The sequence below is a fragment of the Actinomycetota bacterium genome, assembly GCA_040757835.1.
Classification (GTDB): domain Bacteria; phylum Actinomycetota; class Geothermincolia; order Geothermincolales; family RBG-13-55-18; genus SURF-21.
The window spans coordinates 69220-88188 of sequence record JBFLWJ010000011.1 but is presented as its reverse complement, the minus strand read 5'-3'; the positions used below and the strand labels follow the sequence as shown (position 1 = coordinate 88188).

General features: G+C 66.9%; 15 protein-coding genes and 2 pseudogenes. 8 read left to right on the top strand and 9 right to left on the bottom strand.

The genetic code is table 11. The features are described from left to right. Nucleotides 1-147: 147 nt before the first annotated feature. The 6 genes from AB1384_10205 to AB1384_10180 all read right to left on the bottom strand — a co-directional run bounded on the left by AB1384_10205 (nt 148) and on the right by AB1384_10180 (nt 10135). Complete coding sequence (locus AB1384_10205) at nt 148-1074, bottom strand: PAS domain S-box protein (protein ID MEW6554644.1); 927 nt, start codon at nt 1072-1074, stop codon at nt 148-150. Between the two features lie 161 nt (nt 1075-1235). After that, nucleotides 1236-3740, bottom strand: a complete 2505-nt coding sequence (locus tag AB1384_10200) for a DUF5719 family protein (GenBank protein MEW6554643.1) — start codon at nt 3738-3740, stop codon at nt 1236-1238. Between the two features lie 182 nt (nt 3741-3922). Continuing rightward, nucleotides 3923-4234, bottom strand: coding sequence for a DUF4190 domain-containing protein (locus tag AB1384_10195; protein MEW6554642.1), 312 nt, complete (start codon nt 4232-4234; stop codon nt 3923-3925). Nucleotides 4235-4392: 158 nt separating this feature from the next. Then, nucleotides 4393-8046, bottom strand: a complete 3654-nt coding sequence (locus tag AB1384_10190) for an Ig-like domain-containing protein (GenBank protein MEW6554641.1) — start codon at nt 8044-8046, stop codon at nt 4393-4395. A gap of 25 nt (nt 8047-8071) precedes the next feature. Further along, nucleotides 8072-8578 carry a hypothetical protein gene (locus AB1384_10185; GenBank protein MEW6554640.1) on the bottom strand — a complete coding sequence of 169 codons (507 nt, stop codon included), beginning with the start codon at nt 8576-8578 and terminating at the stop codon, nt 8072-8074. A gap of 72 nt (nt 8579-8650) precedes the next feature. Further along, nucleotides 8651-10135, bottom strand: a complete 1485-nt coding sequence (locus AB1384_10180) for a PKD domain-containing protein (protein MEW6554639.1) — start codon at nt 10133-10135, stop codon at nt 8651-8653. A gap of 326 nt (nt 10136-10461) precedes the next feature. Between AB1384_10180 and AB1384_10175 the strand changes: the two genes are divergently transcribed. The 4 genes from AB1384_10175 (at nt 10462) to AB1384_10160 (ending at nt 13582) form a co-directional block, all read left to right on the top strand. Further along, nucleotides 10462-11265 carry an alpha/beta hydrolase gene (locus AB1384_10175; GenBank protein ID MEW6554638.1) on the top strand — a complete coding sequence of 268 codons (804 nt, stop codon included), beginning with the start codon at nt 10462-10464 and terminating at the stop codon, nt 11263-11265. A 19-nt stretch (nt 11266-11284) separates the two neighbouring features. After that, nucleotides 11285-11551, top strand: coding sequence for a DUF5808 domain-containing protein (locus AB1384_10170; GenBank protein MEW6554637.1), 267 nt, complete (start codon nt 11285-11287; stop codon nt 11549-11551). Nucleotides 11552-11700: 149 nt separating this feature from the next. After that, nucleotides 11701-12162 carry a 2TM domain-containing protein gene (locus tag AB1384_10165; protein ID MEW6554636.1) on the top strand — a complete coding sequence of 154 codons (462 nt, stop codon included), beginning with the start codon at nt 11701-11703 and terminating at the stop codon, nt 12160-12162. Nucleotides 12163-12175: 13 nt separating this feature from the next. Continuing rightward, a complete protein-coding gene (locus AB1384_10160) occupies nt 12176-13582 on the top strand; it encodes a DUF4097 family beta strand repeat-containing protein (GenBank protein MEW6554635.1) in 1407 nt (468 codons plus the stop codon). A gap of 170 nt (nt 13583-13752) precedes the next feature. Here AB1384_10160 and AB1384_10155 read toward each other — a convergent pair. From AB1384_10155 to AB1384_10145, 3 genes and pseudogenes are all read right to left on the bottom strand, one after another. Then, a pseudogene (locus AB1384_10155) lies at nt 13753-13845 on the bottom strand (rubredoxin-like domain-containing protein). A gap of 42 nt (nt 13846-13887) precedes the next feature. Continuing rightward, nucleotides 13888-14391: pseudogene (locus AB1384_10150) on the bottom strand (ferredoxin-thioredoxin reductase catalytic domain-containing protein). Next, entirely contained in the window at nt 14388-14678 is a 291-nt protein-coding gene (locus tag AB1384_10145; protein ID MEW6554634.1) for a glutaredoxin family protein, read from the bottom strand. Before AB1384_10145 ends, AB1384_10150 begins: the two are co-directional and overlap by 4 nt. Before the next feature lie 509 nt (nt 14679-15187). Here AB1384_10145 and AB1384_10140 point away from each other — a divergent pair. The 4 genes from AB1384_10140 to amrB all read left to right on the top strand — a co-directional run bounded on the left by AB1384_10140 (nt 15188) and on the right by amrB (nt 18969). Further along, complete coding sequence (locus tag AB1384_10140; protein ID MEW6554633.1) at nt 15188-15577, top strand: hypothetical protein; 390 nt, start codon at nt 15188-15190, stop codon at nt 15575-15577. A 358-nt stretch (nt 15578-15935) separates the two neighbouring features. Continuing rightward, the gene (locus AB1384_10135) at nt 15936-17333 is read left to right on the top strand and encodes a CoA-binding protein (protein ID MEW6554632.1); all 1398 of its coding nucleotides are present in this window, start codon (nt 15936-15938) and stop codon (nt 17331-17333) included. Nucleotides 17334-17452: 119 nt separating this feature from the next. Continuing rightward, complete coding sequence (locus AB1384_10130) at nt 17453-17725, top strand: HEAT repeat domain-containing protein (GenBank protein MEW6554631.1); 273 nt, start codon at nt 17453-17455, stop codon at nt 17723-17725. A gap of 11 nt (nt 17726-17736) precedes the next feature. Then, entirely contained in the window at nt 17737-18969 is a 1233-nt protein-coding gene (amrB, locus tag AB1384_10125; GenBank protein MEW6554630.1) for an AmmeMemoRadiSam system protein B, read from the top strand.

Sequence of the window (18969 nt, the reverse complement as noted above, 5' to 3'; positions counted from 1 at the left end):
GACGGAAAGCTCCCGGTTCCGGGCGGAACGAAGACCGCCTGCACGCAAGGGATGCCGGAACGCGCCGCGCACGCCGACAGGCAATATGCCGTGCGGGTGCAGGGTCGGGACCGCCCCCGCGGACTCGGACTCTTCCCTTCAGGCGGGTCAGGAGCCGCGGTAGTAGTGGATGTTCTTGCGGATCATGGCGCGGAAGCTCTCCTCGGAGCGCCGGCGCGCCTCCTCCGCCTGCTTGCGCTCGGTGATCTCGGACATGACCCCGATGAGTCCGGCCGCACGGCCTTCCTCGTCGAAGGGCCGGCTCGAGGTCTGCACGTGGATGAGCGAGCCGTCCTTGTCGATGACCCTGAACTCGTGGGGCTCGAGGAAGCCGTCCATGGTCCTCTGGAAGCTCTGCAGCAGGCCGGGCAGGTCCTCGGGGTGGATGAAGTGCATGAAGGGCTGCCCCATTACCTCCCCGGCGGTGTAGTGGCTGATGCGCTCGATGGCCGGGCTCATATAGAGCACGGTCCCCTGGGTGTCGACGGTGAAGACGACGTCGTTCAAGTTCTCCACCAGGAAGCGGTACCTCTCCTCTGACTCCCTCAATTCCTTCTCTATCCTGCGGTACTCGGTGATGTCGCGCAGGTTCACCACCACCGCTTCCACGTTCGGGTTATCGAGCATGTTCACGGCCACGGCCTCGGTGATGAAATAGGAGCCGTCCTTGCGGCGGGTGCGGTACTCGATATGCTCCACGCGCCCAGGCTCCTGGATACCGGCGGTGAACTTCTCCACCAGTTCGGGGATGTCATCGGGGTGCACGAACTCGAAGGCGTTCATGCTCAACACTTCCTCGGGCTCGTACCCGGTCATGCGCTTCGCCGAAGGGCTGACGAAGCGCAGGCTGAAGTCGCGGTTGATGACCAGGATGAGTTCGTAGGCGTTCTCGACCAGGTGGCGGAAGTAGCCGTCGCTCAACCCGGGGGTGTCTTCCTTCCTGTGCGAGGGTTCGGCCGCCTCCAGCTCGGCCACGCGCTGGCGCAACTCCTCGAGTTCTTTTCTGATCTGCTCGTCGCCTCGTTCTGCTTCCATAACCACCGTTTTCGAAGAAGGGGAAACCCACCCGGACATATTCATTATCGGAAATACTCCGCCATGCTTGAAGGTTTCCTTGGGACGGTCCGCCAGCCGCGCGAAAGCGGGCGGGGGACGCTGCCCCCGCCCGCCGCCGTATTACCAGCGTAAAGCCCGGCTCAGGGGCGATAACCGATGGAGTCGGTGCCCAGGTAGTCCAGGGCGCCGGGGAACGGCCGCCAGTACATGGCCCGCTCGCAGATGATGTATCCTCCCGCCGAGGTCACCCTGGTGGAGACGTCGTAGGTATCGGGGACGTAGGTGTTCACGGCGTAGGTCTTGCGGGACTCCGGGTCAAGGGTGTCGGTGGGCCCCGCCACCTCGCCACGCTCCGTCTGGAAGGTCAGGGTTATGGTGACGGGGAAGGCGTTGGGGTTCTGCACCAGCACGTAGGTGGTGAAGCCGCCCAGGGTAGCGCCCTCCGGCAGGAACCACTCGAGCCCGCCCACGGTGGCCCCGATGGAGTCGTGGCCGATGGTGAGCACCCCGGACGCGCTGGGCGCCTCGTACATGGCCCGTTCGCAGACCACAGGGCCCCCGGTGGAGGTGACCATGGTGGAGACGTCGTAGGAAGCGGGAACGGTGGCATCGGCGAGGTACGACCTGCGCTCCCCGCCGGGGATGTTGTCCACCGGACCCGGCACCTCCCCGCCGCCGGTCTGGTAGGTCAGGGTGACATCGACCGGGTCGTCGTTGGGGTTCTGCACCAGTATCCAGGTCTGGAACCCCCCGGCCGTGGCCCCCTCGGCCAGGTACCAGGTGGTGGAGGGGCTGACCACGCCGATGGAATCGGTGCCCAGTTCCCAGCCGTCGAACCCGGGCACGGGCGGGGTGTAGTAGACCGCCCGCTCGCACACCACGTCCCCCATGTAGGAGGTGACCGTGGTGGAGACGTCATAGGTGCTGACGTAGTCGTTGAGGCGGTACGACTTGCGTGAGTAGCCGCCCAGCGCCTCCTGGGGCCCCTGTACCTCCCCCAGGTCGGTCTGGAACACGAGGTCGATGTTGACGGAGTTGGGGTTGGGGTTCTGTACCAGCACCCAGGTCTCGAAGCCGCCGATGGTGGCGCCCTCGGCCAGGTACCATACGGGGGATGGGTTGACCACCCCGATGGAGTCGTGGCCGAGGCGGCGCGGCGTGGTCCCCGGCTCGGTCCAGTACATGGCCCGCTCGCAGTAGATATCCGCGTCGGCCTCCACCCGGGTGGAGACGTTGTCGTTGTCGGGGACATAGGTGTTCACCAGGTAGCTCTTGCGTGTGTCCCCGGGGATGGTGTCGGTGGGGCCGGGCAGCGGGCCCGCGCGGGTCTGGAAGGTCAGCTCCACGTTCACGGGGTTCGGGTTGGGGTTCTGCACCAGCACCCAGGTCTCGAAGCCGGTGGCGGTGGAGCCCTCCGCCAGGTACCAGGTGGTGGAGGAGCTGTAGGAATAGAGCTGGCAGCCGCCGGTCGGGTTCGACGTCCCGAAATACATGCGGTTGCCGAAGGTCGCCGTGCTGTTGGCGGTCGTGTTCGCGGCATCCCCGAAGCCGGCGCTGGTGTAGTCCGCGGGCGCCCCCCCGCCCACATCCTGCCTCCACCCCGTGCCGTCGAAGCTCCACACCTCGCAGCCGCCCCCCCGGTTCGTCCCCACGAACAGCCTGGAATCGTAGACGTGCAGGCTGCTGGCCGCATCGTTGGTGGCGTCGCCGAAACCGGGGCCAATGGTGGCGGAAGGCAGGGCCCCAACCTCCTGGGTCCAGTTGACCGTATCGAAGGACCACACCTCGCAGCCGCCCGCCATGTTCTGCGTCCCCACGTAGAGCGAGCCCTCGTATTCCTCCATGCTCAGGACGATGGTGTTGTTCGCGCTCCCGAAACCGGAAGCGATGAGGGCCTGCGGGAGGTTGCCCACCGACTGCGTCCAGGCAGTGCCGTCGAAGGCCCATACCTCGCAGCCGCTCATCATGTTGAACGTGCCCGCATAGAGGTTATCGCGGTAAGCGAACATCCCGAACGTGGCAGCGTTTCTGACATCGCCGAAGCCCGCGGCGACGATGGCCGACGGCAGGTTGCCCACCGACTGCGTCCAGGTGGTGCCGTCGTAACCCCAGATCTCCACGCCGTCACTGTAGTTCCTGGTGGCCAGGTACAGCTCACCGCCGTAGACCGCCATGCTCATGGCGTCGACGTTGTTGCCCCCGAATCCGGCGGGGACCGCGGAGCCTCCCCCTACCACGGCGGTCCATGCGGCTCCGTCGTAGCGCCACACCTCGCAGGCCCCCGCGATGGTCCCCGTGCCCACGTAGAGATGGCCGTCGTATACGGCCATGCAGGCCATGGCGACGGCGTTCGGGTCCCCGAAGCCGGAGGGTTCGGGCGCCCCGGCGCCCACCAGCGTCTCCCACGTCTCGCCGTCGAAGCGGTAGATCTCGGGACCGTCGATGACGTTCACCGTGCCGACGTAGAGCCCGGACTGGAAGACCGCCTGGGACCAGGCCTGGGCGTTGTTGACGTTGCCCATGCCCCCCGTCGCCTCCCAGACCAGGGTCGCGGCGGCGGCGGGCTCCGGCGGCGAGAGCACGGCCAGCAGGAACCCCGCCAGGAGGACCAACGCGAACAGGATGGACAGCTTGCCGTCTTTCATCGGGATCACCTCCGCCCTTCCGTCTTTCGGCTACGCATGCACGCTCCCCGGGCGGCCCGGGGAGCGGCCCGGACACTTGAATATTCAAGCACGGGGAGGCCGGCACCTTTGCGCGGGAGTGAACGGGAATGGCCGGGGCCTGCTCGCTTTCACGCGGCGGGAGGTGGGGACGGGCCCGCCGCCTAGATTATCTGGACGAGGATGATGACCGCGGGGACGCACATGGCCAGGGCGACGAGGCCGAGGACGAGGCCGGCCACCGCCATCCCCCTGCCGCCGCGGAGCCCCGGCTGCCTGCGGGCTCTCGTAAGGGCGGCGGCGGCCAGGACGACGGTGGGTATGGCGAGCAGCAGCTCCGCGAGGGGGACGACCACCGCCACGATGCCGAGGACCATGGCGGCGGCGCACAGGGATGAACCGGGAGACGCTTCGGCCGTCTCCCCCGCCGCTTCCCGCCGTGCCGCGCCCCGCGCGGCGGTATCCTTCTCTTCCACATAAACGGTTCCCATGCCCGGTGCCTTTCCGCCAGACCCTTGCCGTATATGCCATGTTAGCAGATTCCCTACCAGCCATGTTCCCGGCAAGGGATAGGGTACCTGGCTGAACCGGGCGGAGGGGGTTGCCCTCCGCCCAACATATTATGAGATAGGGCCTAGGGGTTGAAGGTGTAGCCGGAGAGGGTGTCGCCGGAGGGCCAGGCGCCCCCGTACATGGAGTACATGGGCCGCTCCACCACCACCGGCCGGTCGCTCATCACCTCGCAGGAGACGTCGTGCTCGGACCCCACCACGTCGTTCACCCTCACCGTCACCCGCGCCGAGGGCGGCACCCTCACCGTGTGCTCGCGCTGGGAGGTGTCCTCGAGCATGAAGCGCAGCACCACCTCCGCCGCGGCCTCACCCGGGTTGAGCAGGCATATGTACTCCTCGAACCCCGACCGCGTGCACCCCTCGGCCAGGTACCAGGATGAGCCGGGCCTGCACACCCCCATGGCGTTGGACCCCTCGTCGATGCGCGAGTCGTAGAGGAAGTACATGGGCCTCTCGGCCACGATGGGCAGCTCCGAGGTGACGCAGGCGGAGACGTCGTGCTGCCGCGCCACGTCGTTGTTGACGTTGACGGTGAAGCGGGAGCGCGGCTCCAGCCGGTATTCCCGCTCGATGCGGCCGCCGTCCTCCATCACATATGTGATTTCCGCCAGCGTCGCCTCCTCGTTGGGGTTCTGCAGGCACAGCCACTGGTTGAAGCCGGTGCGCGTGCACCCCTCCGCGAAGAACCACTCCGTCTCCGGCCTGGCGGCGCCCATGACGTTGTGGCCGCCGTCCCACATCCCCTGGTAGAGGAAGTAGACCGGCCTCTCGGCCACGATGGGCACGTCGGAGGAGACATGCATGGACACGTCGTGTCCCGACCCCACCTCGCCGTTCACCAGCACCGTACCGCGGCTCCAGGGGGCCACCCTGTAGTAGCGCTGCAGGGAAGCGCCGTTTTCCATCATGTACTCCACCCGGACCCCGGCCTCGCGTCCCTCGGGGTTCTGCAGGCACAGCCAGGTGTCGAAGCCCGTGCGGGTGCAGCCCTCGGCGAAGTACCAGTCTGAGCGGGGGAAGTGGGCCCCCTGCGCCACATGGCAGCCCTTCCAGTGGTTGTCCGCCGCGCCCGCATAATCGAAGTACATGGGACGCTCGGAGACGATGGGCCTGGAGGACGTGACCTGTATGGACACGTCCTTGCCCGTGCCCACCTCTCCGTTCACGTAGATGGTGCTGCGGGAGTGGGGCGGAAGCGAGTAGGTGCGCGGGGCGGCCGTGCCCTGCCCCTCGCCCAGGTAATAGTTGACGGTCACCGAGGCGGCCTCGCTCCCGGGGTTCTGCAGGCACAGCCAGGTGTCGAAACCCGGGCGGGTGCACCCTTCCGCGAAATGGTTGGTCTCGGAGATGTTGTTGCCCACGTACACGGCCACCTCGCTCGCGGCGGTATGCTCCGCATGGTTTCCCGCCTCGTCCCACGCTTCCACCTGGACCACGTGATAGCCGTTCACGGCCGTCGAGGTGTCCCAGGTGCCAAGCCAGGGGGCGGAGGTGCGCCCGTCCACCCTGGCGCCGTCCACCCGGAACTCCGCCCGGCCCACCTTGAGGTTGTCCGTTATATCGGCCTTGATGGCGACAATGCCCCGCACCCACTCCAGCCCCGTGGGCTCCTCCACCCTCACGCTGGGGGGAGTGGTGTCCTTGTAGAAGAGCACGGCCTGGGTGCGGCACTTCCTTCCCGCCCTGTCCCTGATCTCGGCCTGAAGCGAGTGTTGCCCGTCCACCAGGCCGGAGATGTCCAGGTCGGCTTTGGCCTCGGGCCCTTCCTCGAGGGGTGCTCCGTCCACCAGCCAGGTGATGGCGGCCACCCCCGAACCCGCGTCCGCGCAGGACACCTCGGCCGCCACCCTCATCTGGAAATACTCACCGGGCGGTGGAGAGACGATCTCCCCCCGCGGGTCGGTGAAATCGGCCTTGTAGGAGAAGGCCTGTGCGGCGGAGGCGTTGCCGGCGTTGTCCTCGGCGTAATACCCGATGGCATGCTCCCCCTCCAGGAGGTCGAAGGGCTCGGCGTACACGGTCCAGTCCGCCGCGCCGTCGAAGCGGTAATAGGTGGCCTTGACGCCGGAGATGACGTCCCTGGCGAGCACGGACGGCCCCACCTTAGGCTGCGCCACGTACCAGCCGTCCTCGCCGTCCGGCGGCGATATCTGCAACCTGACATCCACGGGAGGGGTGCGGTCCACGATCACCCCGGTGAGCACGTTCTCGGCCACGTGCCCGGCCGTGTCCTCAACCGTCACCCGGAAATCGTAGGCGCCCTCCTTTACCGTCGCCCCGGGAAAGTTCCTGGACCAGGGGGCGTCGGCGTCCCGGGCGCCCCCGGGCCATTCCGTCCAGCCCGGGGCCCCCGCCTTGCGGTAGAAGTAGTCGGCGTGGAGGATGCCGGCGTCGTAGTGCTCGGGGGAGGGGGATAGCAGCCAGTCGGCGCTGCGGCCGAAGTCGTCGGCGGCGGCCGCAGTGACCGCGAAGTCGGCGTTGTGATAGGCGCCGGGGTCGGCGATGACCACGGTGGGGTCCTGCGTGTCCTCGCGCTTGGTGAGGACGCGGTTGACCGCGCCGGTGCCCGCCGAGGCGGCGTAGAACCTGGTGCCGTCGGAGCAGCAGTCCACGGAGCCGCAGTCGTCGAAGGAGAGGTTCGAGTAGAAGAGGCCCTCGATGTGGCTCCAGGCATCCACGCCGGAGTTGCGGTTGACCTTGCCGGCGACGCCGCGGTCGAGGGACTCGCCCGCCTGGCGGTAGACCACCAGGATGTCGCTGCCGCAGGTGGCTATCTGCGGGTAGGGGCGTACTGTGCACTTGTCTACGAGTTGCTCTTCCATGTCCCACTTTGAGTTAATATACCTTCGGTACCAGACTTCGTAGCTGCCAGCATTGGCACCTGAAGCAACCACCATCTTGCGGCGGTCGGCGCCGTCCATCCACACCCCCACCTCCGGGTGGGAGAGATCGACGCAGCCCCCCGTCGGGATAAGCTCCGACCGGACCCAGCTCACGCCGGCGTCGGCGGTACAGGACTCGTAGATGGGGTGGGGGGCGGAGCCGCCGTGCTGGTAAAAGACGTTGACGGCGGAGGCCGAGGCGGCCTCGAGGCAGGGGAAGGAGGCGGCGGTGCCGTCGAGCTGACCCGAGGGGCAGGAGACGGCCTCCGGCACCAGGGCGGCGGAGAAGCGGCGGTAGTAGACCTCGTTGCGGCGCCCCTGCCCGGCGTCGTAGTCGGAGACGTAGGCGGCGTGTACCTTGTTGCCCGCGAAGGCCACGTGGGCCTCGTAGTTGTTGCAGGCGGGGTTGGGGTCGGCCCAGGTGGCCCAGGTCTCCCCGCGGTCGGCGGAGACGGCCAGGGCCAGGGCCCAGGTGGAGCCCACCAGCTCCTTCCAGGAGACGACGACGTAGCTCCCCGCGGCCTCGACGTAGGGGTCCGCCGCCTTGCGCTCCTTCTTCAGGTCCAGGCAGCGCGCGGACCCCCAGTCGAGGATGTCCCCGTCGGCGGCGCGCAGGTAGTAGACGTTGCCGCCGTTGTCCGCGACCAGGTGCAGGAAGCCCGCGCCGCGGTCCATTTGCGCGTGGCGGGGGTTGTTGGGCCCGCAGTCGCTCTCCCCCGTCCAGCCCGTCTGCGACTCCGTCTCGGCGGGGTAGGAGTGCGCCGTCCGGGTGCCCGCGGCGCAGGCGGCGAGGCAGAGGGCCAGCGCGAGCACGGGGAGAGCGGCCTTCTTCATCCCGGCATGCATCTTCCCGCTCCCCCTACTCCGCCGCGCCTTCCTGGTAGCCGAAGACCTGGCTGCCCCCGCTTATGCGCCCCGCGTAGTCGAAGTACATGGCGCGCTCGCAGATGAAGGGCTGGTCGTCGTAGACCACGATGGAGACGTCCCCGGCGTAGCCGTAGTAGGCGGCGGCGGCGTTGATGTTCACCGAGCGCCTCTGGCCCGGGGAGACACTACCAACAGTATAGAACCCTATAGGACCAGTATTGCTGTACATGTTAATCACCGGAGCGATGGTCACTCCCACGCCGCCCTTATTGGCCGGGGGATTATACACGAGGATCCATTCGTCGAAGCCGGGGCCGGTGTAGCCCTCGGCGAAGAACCACGTCCTGGCGCCCACGCCGTCCGTCCCGTAGGCCTGGGCCGTCTCCCCGCGGAAGGCCCCGGCCAGGGCCAGGGCCCCCAGCATGCTCGACGCGACGAGCACGGCCGCGACCGCCCCCGCCACCAGCACCTTCCCCGGGCTCACAATGATCACCTGCATCGCGCCTCTCCTTTCCCGCCCGCCGCGGGGCGGTCCCTCATGCCGCACGCGCCGCCGCGGCGGAACATCCCTCTAGTACAAGGTCACGCACAGGGTGGCCTGTGCGCTGTGGCCGCCGTCGTCGGTGACCGTCAGGGTCACGGGGATGACGGCGGGGATGATGTTGCTCTCGAAGACGTGGTAGACGCCCGCGCCGCTGCCGCCGCAGCTCCAGGCGTAGGAGACGATGCTCCCGTCCGGGTCGTAACTGGCGGAGGCGTCCAGGTAAACGCGCAGCGGTGACTCCCCCTCGCCCGGCGACAGCGTGAACGCGGCCACCGGCGCCGCCGCGCTGGGATCGGCCGGAGGGGCGGCCGCGGGGGTCTGGACCGCCCCCGCCTCCTCGGTTCCTCCCGAGCCTTTGCCGCTTGATGCGGCGTCGCCAGCCGCGCTTTCCGCCGCCTGGACCTGTTGCGTGTCGCCGCCGTCCCCGGCGCTATCGGCCGCCGCCCCCGCCGCGCAGACGCCTCTTATGTTACGAGACGCCTCCCCCGAGGCCTCCTCCCCCACCTGCGAGCCGCCCCCGCGCGCCTGCGCGGGCGGCGCGTCTCCACCGACGCCGAAGAGGTACGCGCCGGCGATCCCGCCCAGCAGGACCAAGACCAGAACCAGGGCGAGCACGGCCCTGGCCGCCCTGCCCTTGCCGCCCCTCCGGGCAGGGGGTGAGCGGAGTGCCCGCATGGCGGGGGCGCTTGCCTCCTCCTCCATACGCCCCGCGGGCTCCTCCCTCCATCCGCCCGTCCGGCGGGCGCTGGCGATGTCCGCTTCCGCGGCGTCCCCGTCAGCCATGGGCCCGTGCTCCAACCCGCTCCTGATCTCCATCGCGGTAGAGCCCTCGCCCGCCCCGGCCGCCCGGCACCTCTCCGCCAGCCAGCGCGCGAGGCGCTCCCCGCGAGACCCCGGGGAACCGTCGGCCTGTTCGAGACACCTCTCGATGAGCCTTCCCAGGGCATAGAGGTCGGCTTCCTCTCCCGGCATGCCGCCGTCCATGACCTCGGGACTGAAGTAGGAGAAGTCCGGCGCCGCCACCAGCTCGAGCAGGGGATGGAAGAACTCCCGTTTGAGGGCCGGGTCCTTGAGGGTGACCTCGCCGCGCGGGCGGTAGAAGACGTTGCGGGTGTTGATGAAGAGGTGACAGAAGCCCGCCCCGTGCATCTCCTCCAGTATGCGCAGCACCTTCTCGCCTATGCCGAGGACATCGCAGGCGGTGATGGGCGCCCCCATGCGCAGGTAGTTCTCCAGGGAAGGCTCCCCCAGTTCGGGGAAGGCGAGATAGTAACCGGCCTCTTCCTCCAGGATGCCCCCCTCGAAGGGCACGAGCAGGCCGGGTATGGAACACTCGCGCGCCAGGTTGACCGCCTTGAGATAATCGAACCCGAGGTCCTCGACGGCGTCGCTGACCTTGACCACGGCCCGCTGGCCCAACAGGGTATCCTCCACGATATGGGTGCAGGCCACCCCGTTGCTGCCCCTTGTCTTGAGTAGAGCGAACTTCTCGGCGATGATGTCTCCGCCCATATGCCCCTCGCTCCATCGCTTACCAGCACATTGCCCCGAGTTAAAGCAAGCTCTGAAATTCTATACAATAAATATTTATCTGTCAAGATGATAATGTTGTACTAGTTTATTAATATAGTGGGGAAGAAACGAGGTGACGCCATTATATCATCGTTGCCTTGTTTTGATTACCCCCGGTCAAAATACTGTGCAGGCGCATCAGCTGCCCGTTCGAGGCGGCCGGGGCGCTACGCCGCCGTTGAATTCTAACCCCCGCTCGGATACCTTATAGACAGGAATATTCACGCTGCTGCGGGGCTCTTGCGGGGAGGGCAAAGGAGAGGCACATGCCGGAGATACGCATGGGCGGGGCGAAGATCAGCTACGGCGCCATGGGCAAGGGCGAAGCGGTGCTGCTGGTGCACGGCTGGATCGGCTCGGGTGCCCTGTGGGGCATGGTGGCGCCCTGGCTCTCCGAGCGTTTTCACGTCATCGCCCCCGACCTGCCGGGCCACGGCGACTCCGGCATCCCGGACGGTTTCCGGTTCACCCTGGAGGGCTTCACCGCGTTCCTCGCGGACCTGCTGCGGGAGCTGGGGCTGGAGCGGGTCAGCCTGGTGGGGCACTCCATGGGCGGCAGCATCTGCGTTCATTTCGCGGCGACCCATCCCGACATGGTGGAGCGGCTGGTGCTCATCGACACCCCCGGCAAGGGCAGCGCGCTGGGGTGGCCGGCGCGGGTGCCCCTGGTCCACCACCTGGCCGGCCTCCTGCATATCTTCTGGGGGCCGCGCATAACCGCCCGCCTAATCAAGTCCTCGGTGCTCTACCCCGACGACCTCCCGCCGACCTTCCTGGAGGAGGCGGTGGAGCAGGGGAGCAAGGTCAAGAAGCAGGCGCTGGTGGAGACCACCCATATGCTGGCGCAGCTCGACCTCGACCCGCTGCTGCCGGGGATAATGGCCCCGACCCTGATCATCTACGGCGACCGGGACCCCTCGGTGAGGCCAGCCGAGGCCGGACGCCTGCGGGGCCTCATCCCGGACGCCCAGTTGCAGATGGTGCCCGGCTGCGGCCACTGCCCCAACTACGAGTACCCCGACCTGGTGGTGGGCTTCATCGAGGCGTTCATGCTCGGAGGCATTTCCTAGAGCCCGAGGAGGTGAGGGCGTGGAAAGATACGGCAAGTTCCTGGGCGTACCCTACGATCTCAGGTTTCCCACCCCGTCCAGGATCAGGGAGAGGATGTGGAACCCCGGCGACCCCCGCGTCATCGTGCCGCGCGTCTTCGGGGCGGGCTGGACGGTGAACTTCGCCACCCTGCGCGAGAAGAGCACGGCGGGGTTTTACGCCGCGCTGGCCGCCTTCGCGCTCATCTACCTGAACGGCCTGTACAAGATCTACAAGAAGCTGGCGGGTCTCAGGAAGAAAGACTAGCTTCGCGGCGACCGTCGCACGGGAGACGATGGCGCTGCGGCAAGCGAACGGCACGGCGCCGCATGGGGGATTCGCGGACGGCACCGCCCGGGAACGAGTACCTGCGCCGGCGCCTGAAAGGATATCGGCCACCGGTGAAGGAGGACGACATGGCCTACTGCCATAGATGCGGCAAGGAAGTCGAGGCGGGAGACGCCTTCTGCCATGCCTGCGGCAGCGCCATATCCGGCACTGCCAGGGTCGCCGTTGGCGAAGCGGCTGCCGCCACGGACGCGACGGCGCCGCCGGCGCCCATGCCTCCCCGGGCGGCGCAGCCCTACGGAGAGCAGGCGCGGGCGGAGACACCGCAGGAGATAGCGGAGCGCCGGGTGAAGCAGAAGCTGGAGCTGTGGTGGCACCTTGGCTCCTACGTCATCGTAAACGTCTTTCTCATCATCATCTGGGCCATCACCGGTGCCGGCTACCCCTGGTTCGTGTGGGTGATGATCGGCTGGGGCATCGGTGTGGCCTTCCACCTCATGCACTACTTCATGGACGTACACGGCGAGTCGAGACGGCAGCGCATGATCCAGAAAGAGATGGACAGGCTGCAGCGCCGTCAGGATGCGTGAAAGGGTGTTAAAGATGCTCTGTGAGGACTGCGGAAAGGAAGCCCGCCCCGGCGACGTCTTCTGCCGCCAGTGCGGAGCCAGGCTCGCGGGCGGGGAGGGCCCCGCAGCCGCGGAGGGCACGGGGGACGGCACGGCCGCGAGCGCGGAGACGGCCTGGGAACCCGGGGAAGGGGAAGCCGCCGCCGCGGGGGCCGGGGAGACGGCCTGGGAGCCGGTTGTGGAAGGGCCCGTCGGGGAGGAAGCAGGGCCTGCAGCGGAAGCGGAGGCTCCGGAAGCCGGGACCGCGCCGGAGGGAGCGGCGGCCGCGTTCGTCCCGCCTCCGGCCGCCCCGGCCATGCCTCCCCCGCCCTATCCCCCGCCGTTGGCGCCCCGTCCCGCACCGGCGAGGACCAGCGGCTGGGCGGTGGCCTCCCTGGTCCTGGGCATCCTCTCCTTCATGTGCCTGCCCTTCATCGCGGCCGCGTTGGCCATCGTCTTCGGGGCCATCGCCAGGAGCGGCATCAAGCGCTCCCGCGGCGAGATGGGCGGCTCCGGCCTGGCCACGGCGGGCATCGTCCTGGGCATCGTCAACCTGGCCCTGCTGCTCATATTCGTGGCGGCCATGGTGCCGTGGATGATCATCAACATCGGCGACACCGAGACGGTCGAGCGCTCGGTGTCACTGCAGGGGGCGCAGAGCGTCTCCGCCGAACTGGAGATAGACTCGGGCAACCTAAACGTAGGCGGCGGCGCGGACCTCATGTTCGAGGGCACCTTCACCTATAACATCAGGCGCTGGGAGCCCGAGATCGACTACAGCGTGAAGCAGGGCGTGGGCGAGCTGAGCGTGCGGCAGGGCGGCGACTGGTGGGTCCCCGCCTTCTGGTTCATCCACAACGACTGGGACCTGCGCTTCGCGGACAGCGTTCCCCTGGACCTGGGCGCCACCCTCTCCAGCGGCGACGGGGAGTTCGACCTGCGGCCCCTGGCGCTGCGCAGCCTGAAGGTGGACGCCAGCTCCGGGGACATCGCCGTCGACCTCTCCGGGGACAAGCCCGAGCTGAGGCGGGTGGAGATCGATTCCAGCAGCGGAGACGTGAGCGTGGAGCTTAAGGGCCGGTACAGCACCTACATCGAGATGGATGTCGAGAACTCGAGCGGCGAGATCGACGTGGACCTGCTCGGAGAGTGGGTAAGCGCCCTGGGGGCGACCATCACCAACAGCTCCGGCGACGTCACCCTGCGCCTGCCCAGGGACGTGGGGGTGCGCGTGCGAGCCCGGACGCGCTCCGGCGATATAAACGCTCCTGGCATGACCGTGGACTCCGAGGACGGAGAGGGCGCGGTATACGTGAACGACGCCTTCCGCCGCTCCATCATCACTCTCCAGATCGACGTGGAGGTATCCAGCGGGGACATAACCCTCCTCCTGGAGGAGTAATGGGGTCAGCCCCTGACATGTGACAAAAAGGCCTGAGAAGAGAGGGAGGCCTGCCGTTAATAAAGTGCCTGCTGTTAAAGGTGGGCTGTTCGATCTTCGTCATGAGCGGTTTTACGGATCTTTGCTCTATGTCGCATGTCAGGGGCTGACCCCGTCCGTGACTGACCCCGTTATAGCGGGAAGGGTTCGAAGCGGTCCTGGGCCGCCTTGCAGATGGGACAGACCTTGGGGGCACTGTCACGCGCGGCCAGGTAGCCGCAGACCCTGCAGCGCCATACGGGCAGGGACGGTCCCGCCCGCAGGGGGAAGGGTTCGAAGCGGTCCTGGGTCGCCTTGCAGATGGGACAGACCTTGGGAGCGCTGTCCCGCGCGGCCAGGTAGCCGCAGACCTTGCAGCGCCATACGGGCATACCGTCTCCGCCCTTGCCCGCGGCGGTCTTCTTCTCGGACCGCATCCTCTCCAGTTCCTCGGGCTCGGGCCTTCTCTCCGGCACCTGCCCCTCGACCTCTTTCCTGCCTTCCAGGACCTCCTGGGTAACGTATAGGCCTCAGTAGCACTGGTCATACTCCTCGAGGTCGGCGTCGCGGTAGTCGCAGGGGCAGATGATGTCCAGGTCCGCCTCCCGGTCCCCCTCGCCCATGCGGCACGGACAGAGCATATAGCCGTACCTGTCCTGGTTGGTGTTGAGGCCCTCGGCCAGCGTGAGCACGAAGTCGCGGTCGGGGTTCAGGTGGTACCCTCCCGCCTCGGCGTCCTCGTTGAGGCGCTCGTAGAGGGCCAGGACCTCCGGCGTGTACCCAGGACTCAAAGAAGCGACTCCTTGTACTTGTCCTCGTTGAAGCCCGCGATCACTTCCTCGCCGTCCACGATAAGGGTCGGGAACGTCTTGCGCGGGTTGCGCGTCTTGACCTCCTCGAACACCTCCTTCTGGGCGTCACCCTCCAGGAGGTCGACGTACACGTAGCGGTACTTCAGCTTGTTCTCGTCCAGGAAAGACCTTGCCTTGCGGCACCAGCCGCAGGTGGAAAGAGCGAAGAGGACCAGCTCGTGCCCACCTTCTTCACCCTCCACGATCTCCAAGTGCTCCTCGTACATACCTATCTCCTTCTTCCTCGGGCGCCCTTGCCTCAATTGCACATTATTCCCGCCGCCATGGGGCATAAACGTGAACATCCTTAATTCTGATGGTGCCCCCTCCGGACGGTCCTCGCGGCCCAAACCGGATCACATGCGGTCCGCTCTCGGATAACCTGGCGTTGCCCGGCATGATCGCCGGGCCCGAGCGGGATCCGCTACCGCAATCAGAGGGGGCAGGCCGCCACGCCGCTCCGCGTTCCCCGACGGCGCCGTGGGCTTCCACCGAAAGGCAGGCCAGGGAACGCCACCTGCACGTTCCGGGAGCATCCACAGGGAGGAAACCGCAGTATCAAACGCATCCATAATTACAGCTAGTAGGTAGTCCAGTTTGGTCATTATTAGTGGCTGATTTCATATTGCCAGCTAAATAGCGGTTCAAATCATAGCGTATTTTATTGTAGAATATGTATGAGGTTACGTTATCTGCAAGAACCGGTTAGTCAATACTGATTACCAAGGGGGTAACAATGAGCGAGCTGCAACGCAAACTGGGCGCCATGGCCGGTAAGCTGGCCAACAACAAGGACCTTATCTCGGGCATGATGTCAGCCGTGGATCCCAAGGTCGTTGCCGGTGCCGTCAACGACAACAAGGACCTGCTGATCCAGACCATGAACCATCTCGACCCCGCGGTCCTGGCGGAGGTCATGAGCAGCAACCCCGACTTCATCGCCAAGCTCATGCGCAACCTGGACGCGGCCGCCATCGCCAAGGCCATGAACAGCAACCAGCGCTTCGTGACCCAGCTCATCGAGAACACCGACCCCAACGTATTCTCGCGCTCCGTGAACGTGGTCTTCAACAAGATGCGCAAGGCCACCTACCGCCCCAATCTCCTGTCCCCCAGCGACGAATAGGGGGCCGGAAAGCCAGTTTCGGATGGTAAACCCGCTTGCACAACGCAGGCGGGTTTTTCCTTTTTCGGGGGTTTCATGGAGGGTACTTCGTGGTATATATAGAGGGAGAACTCAAGGTTCTCGGCAGTCGGCTTTTGGGCCTCCGGATCCGTCCGGAGGCCCGCACTATCGTCGGCGCGCAGCGGCCGCTCGTGCGGTGATGTCGGCACGGACGTCAACCGGGCCGCACGCCACGTCACCGATTACACCGGGGGGCAACAGACCGCTCTCTTTGGTGATAGTATGGAGGGGCCTTGTACGAGCGCGGGGTCACGGCACATCGCGGCCCCGAAAAACGCGATCCGGAGCGGTGATATATATGTCCTCAGAAGTGCTGGAGCGCTTCCGCCCGCTCTTCGAGCCCCGCAGCATAGCCGTGGTGGGAGCGACGGACAATCCCTTCAAGCTGGGGTTCCATTCCCTGACCGCCGTCACCTCGGCCGGGTTCCGGGGCGAGGTCTATCCCGTCAATCCCAGGGCCGGGGAGAGCATCCAGGGGCTGCGCGCCTACCGCTCCATATCGGAGCTGCCCCACGGGGTCGACCTCTTCGTCTACGCCATCCCGGAGAGGCAGGTCGTCCCCTCCGTGCGCGAGGCGGTGGAGATGGGGGGGAAAGCGGGGGTCATCTTCGCCGGCGGCTTCCGCGAGACGGGTCCCGAGGGCGGGCGCCTGCAGCGGGAACTGATCGAGATCGCGGACGCGGGGGACATGAAACTCATCGGCCCCAATTGCATCGGGGTGGTAAACATGCACGCCGGGCTAAACGCCACCTTCGCCAGCCCCCTGGTCTGGTTCCCGCGCGGAAACGTCTCGGTGGTCAGCCAAAGCGGCGGCATGGGCAACAGCATCCTCAACGAGATCATGGACGAGCAGGTGGGCCTGGCGAAGTTCGTGAGCATCGGCAACCGCGCCAACGTGGAGTTCGCGGACATGCTGGAATACCTCGCCGCGGACCCCGACACCGGCGTCATCTGCCTCTTCATCGAGGGCCTGGACGACGGCGCCGCCTTCCTGGCCAGGGCGCGGGAAGCCTCGCGCACGAAGCCTATCCTGGTCTACACGCGCGGCTATACCGAGAGCTCCTCGCGGGCCGCCCTCTCCCATACCGGGTCGGTGGCCAGCTCCGAGGCCGTCTACGAGGGCGCCTTCCGCCAGGCGGGGCTGCTGCAGGTGCGCTCCAGCTCCGAGATGGCCGCCGCCGCCAAGGCCATCTCCCTGGGCGGCGAGTTAGCGGGCCCCGGGGTCTTCATCTCCACCCATTCCGCCGGCCCGGTGGTGGCCATCTGCGACATCTGCGAGCGGGGAGGGCTGCGCTTCCCTCCCTTGAGGCCGGAGATCGCCGCGGCCATAGCCGAGTTCCTCCCCGAGCACTCCGTCGCCGCCAACCCCCTGGACATGTTCGCCTTCGCCTGGACCGACACAGACCTCTATCTGCGGGCCACCGACCTGGCCCTGGCCCAGGACGACATCCACTGCGCCGTGGCGGTCTTCGTCACCGGCGGCGGGGCGGGGCCGGCCTTTCCCGCCCGGGAATATGCCGAGATCGGGCGCCGCCACGGCAAGCCGGTCTTCATCTGCCTCATCACCCCCTGCGCCCTGGTGCAGGAGATAGCGGACGCCCAGAAGGGAGGGGCCATAGCCCTGAGCACTCCCGAGAAGATGGGCAAGGTCCTGGTGGACCTCTACCGCCTCTCCGGCATAAAGGCGGGGGGTTGAGAAGAGGCAACGCGGCCTGATGTGCGCGGACCGTTGCGTCAATAGAAGATCTACTCGAAAGCCTGTTCGCACGGTAGCGAGGCAGCGAAAAACTCGTTAGAATTGGATGCGGTGATAATATGCCAAAATTCGGATTGGGCAAACGCGACATCAAGAAAATGGAGCGGGAACGCGACATAGACGGCATCGTCGAGTTCCTCTACGACGAGGACGAAAACGTCGTCTTCGAGGCCATCGAGGCCTTGACCCGCATCGGCGACCCCCGGGGCATCGAGGCGATGATGACGCTGGTGGCCGACGCGTCCACCAGAGACCTCATCCGGGCCAAGGCGTGGCTGGCCCTGGATGTGGGGATCGAGCGGGAGTCGAAGAAACGCACCGACTGGAAATAGGTTAACCTCCCATGGAAGCATCCGAATTCCCTTTATTGCGGCGCCTGGAAGCATTTCCCGCCAAACAGCAGGGACGGGACATGATCGTCCTGCGAGACCCCGAGGGATATATCAGGGGCATGGTGGCATTGCCGCCCCCCATCTATTACGTCGCCTCCCTGTGCGACGGCACCCGTTCGCTGCGTGACCTGCAGGCGGCTTACGTGCGCCGCTTCGGCGATATCATCACCAGCGACCAGGTGGCCGCCATCATCGCCGAACTCGAGGGCAAGCTGCTCCTGGACTCGGCCGCTTTCCGCGACTACAAGAGGCGGCTGGACGAGGAGTACCTCACCCTCCCCAACCGCCCCATGACCAGCGCGGGGAGCGGTTACGCCGCCGACCCGCGCGAGCTGGTGCAGCATCTGCGCGCCATGCTGGAGGAGGCGGGGGAGCCGCGCGAGCTGAGCGGTATGCCCCTCGGCGTCATCGCGCCCCACATCGACCTGGAGCGTGGCCGCCAGTGCTACGGCAGGCTGTACGCGGCCCTGGCAGCGGCCGCCGACCGGGACCAGCGCCCCCTGGTGGTCATCCTCGGCACCTGCCACGGCGAGATGCAGGGCCCCTTCGCCCTCACGCGCAAGAACTACCTCACCCCCTTCGGCATGGTGGAGACCGATGCCGGCCTGGCCGAGGGCATCGCGCGCGCGGCGGGCATGGACGGCCTGGGGGACGAGCTGTCCCACCGCTCCGAGCATTCCATCGAGATGCAGCTCCCCCTGCTGAGCATGGTCTTCGGCGGGGCGGACCGCTTCCGCCTGCTCCCCATCACCTGCAACTCCTTCCATCCCTTCCTGGCGGACGGCCGCTCACCCGCGGAGGACCCGCAGGTGGGCGCGTTCATCGCCGCCCTCAAGGGGCTGCTCTCGGCCATGGAGGGAGGCGTGCTTCTGATGGCCTCCGCCGACCTGGCCCACGTGGGGGCCCGTTTCGGCAGCCTCATGCCGCTGGACGCCGTGCTGCTATCCTCCACCACCGGCAAGGACAAGGAGATGCTGGCTGAGGTGGAGGAAGGGGACGCCGATGGTTTCTATTCCTACGTCGCGGCCGAGAAGGACGCGCGGCACATATGCGGGCTCTCCCCCATCTATACCCTCGTCAAGGCCCTGGACGGCAGGCGGGGAGAACTCATCGACTACGGGCACTGGTTCGACGCCGGCGAGGGCTCGGCCGTGACCTTCGCCGCCATGGTCTTCCCCCGTTAG

Excerpts from the sequence above, each read along its gene's own strand:
- AB1384_10205 (MEW6554644.1), bottom strand. The coding sequence starts at position 1,074 with ATGGAAGCAGAACGAGGCGACGAGCAGATCAGAAAAGAACTCGAGGAG.
- AB1384_10200 (MEW6554643.1), bottom strand. The coding sequence starts at position 3,740 with ATGAAAGACGGCAAGCTGTCCATCCTGTTCGCGTTGGTCCTCCTGGCG.
- AB1384_10190 (MEW6554641.1), bottom strand. The coding sequence starts at position 8,046 with ATGAAGAAGGCCGCTCTCCCCGTGCTCGCGCTGGCCCTCTGCCTCGCC.
- AB1384_10185 (MEW6554640.1), bottom strand. The coding sequence starts at position 8,578 with ATGCAGGTGATCATTGTGAGCCCGGGGAAGGTGCTGGTGGCGGGGGCG.
- AB1384_10180 (MEW6554639.1), bottom strand. The coding sequence starts at position 10,135 with ATGGGCGGAGACATCATCGCCGAGAAGTTCGCTCTACTCAAGACAAGG.
- AB1384_10175 (MEW6554638.1), top strand. The coding sequence starts at position 10,462 with ATGCCGGAGATACGCATGGGCGGGGCGAAGATCAGCTACGGCGCCATG.
- AB1384_10165 (MEW6554636.1), top strand. The coding sequence starts at position 11,701 with ATGGCCTACTGCCATAGATGCGGCAAGGAAGTCGAGGCGGGAGACGCC.
- AB1384_10160 (MEW6554635.1), top strand. The coding sequence starts at position 12,176 with ATGCTCTGTGAGGACTGCGGAAAGGAAGCCCGCCCCGGCGACGTCTTC.
- AB1384_10145 (MEW6554634.1), bottom strand. The coding sequence starts at position 14,678 with ATGTACGAGGAGCACTTGGAGATCGTGGAGGGTGAAGAAGGTGGGCAC.
- AB1384_10140 (MEW6554633.1), top strand. The coding sequence starts at position 15,188 with ATGAGCGAGCTGCAACGCAAACTGGGCGCCATGGCCGGTAAGCTGGCC.
- AB1384_10135 (MEW6554632.1), top strand. The coding sequence starts at position 15,936 with ATGTCCTCAGAAGTGCTGGAGCGCTTCCGCCCGCTCTTCGAGCCCCGC.
- AB1384_10130 (MEW6554631.1), top strand. The coding sequence starts at position 17,453 with ATGCCAAAATTCGGATTGGGCAAACGCGACATCAAGAAAATGGAGCGG.
- amrB (MEW6554630.1), top strand. The coding sequence starts at position 17,737 with ATGGAAGCATCCGAATTCCCTTTATTGCGGCGCCTGGAAGCATTTCCC.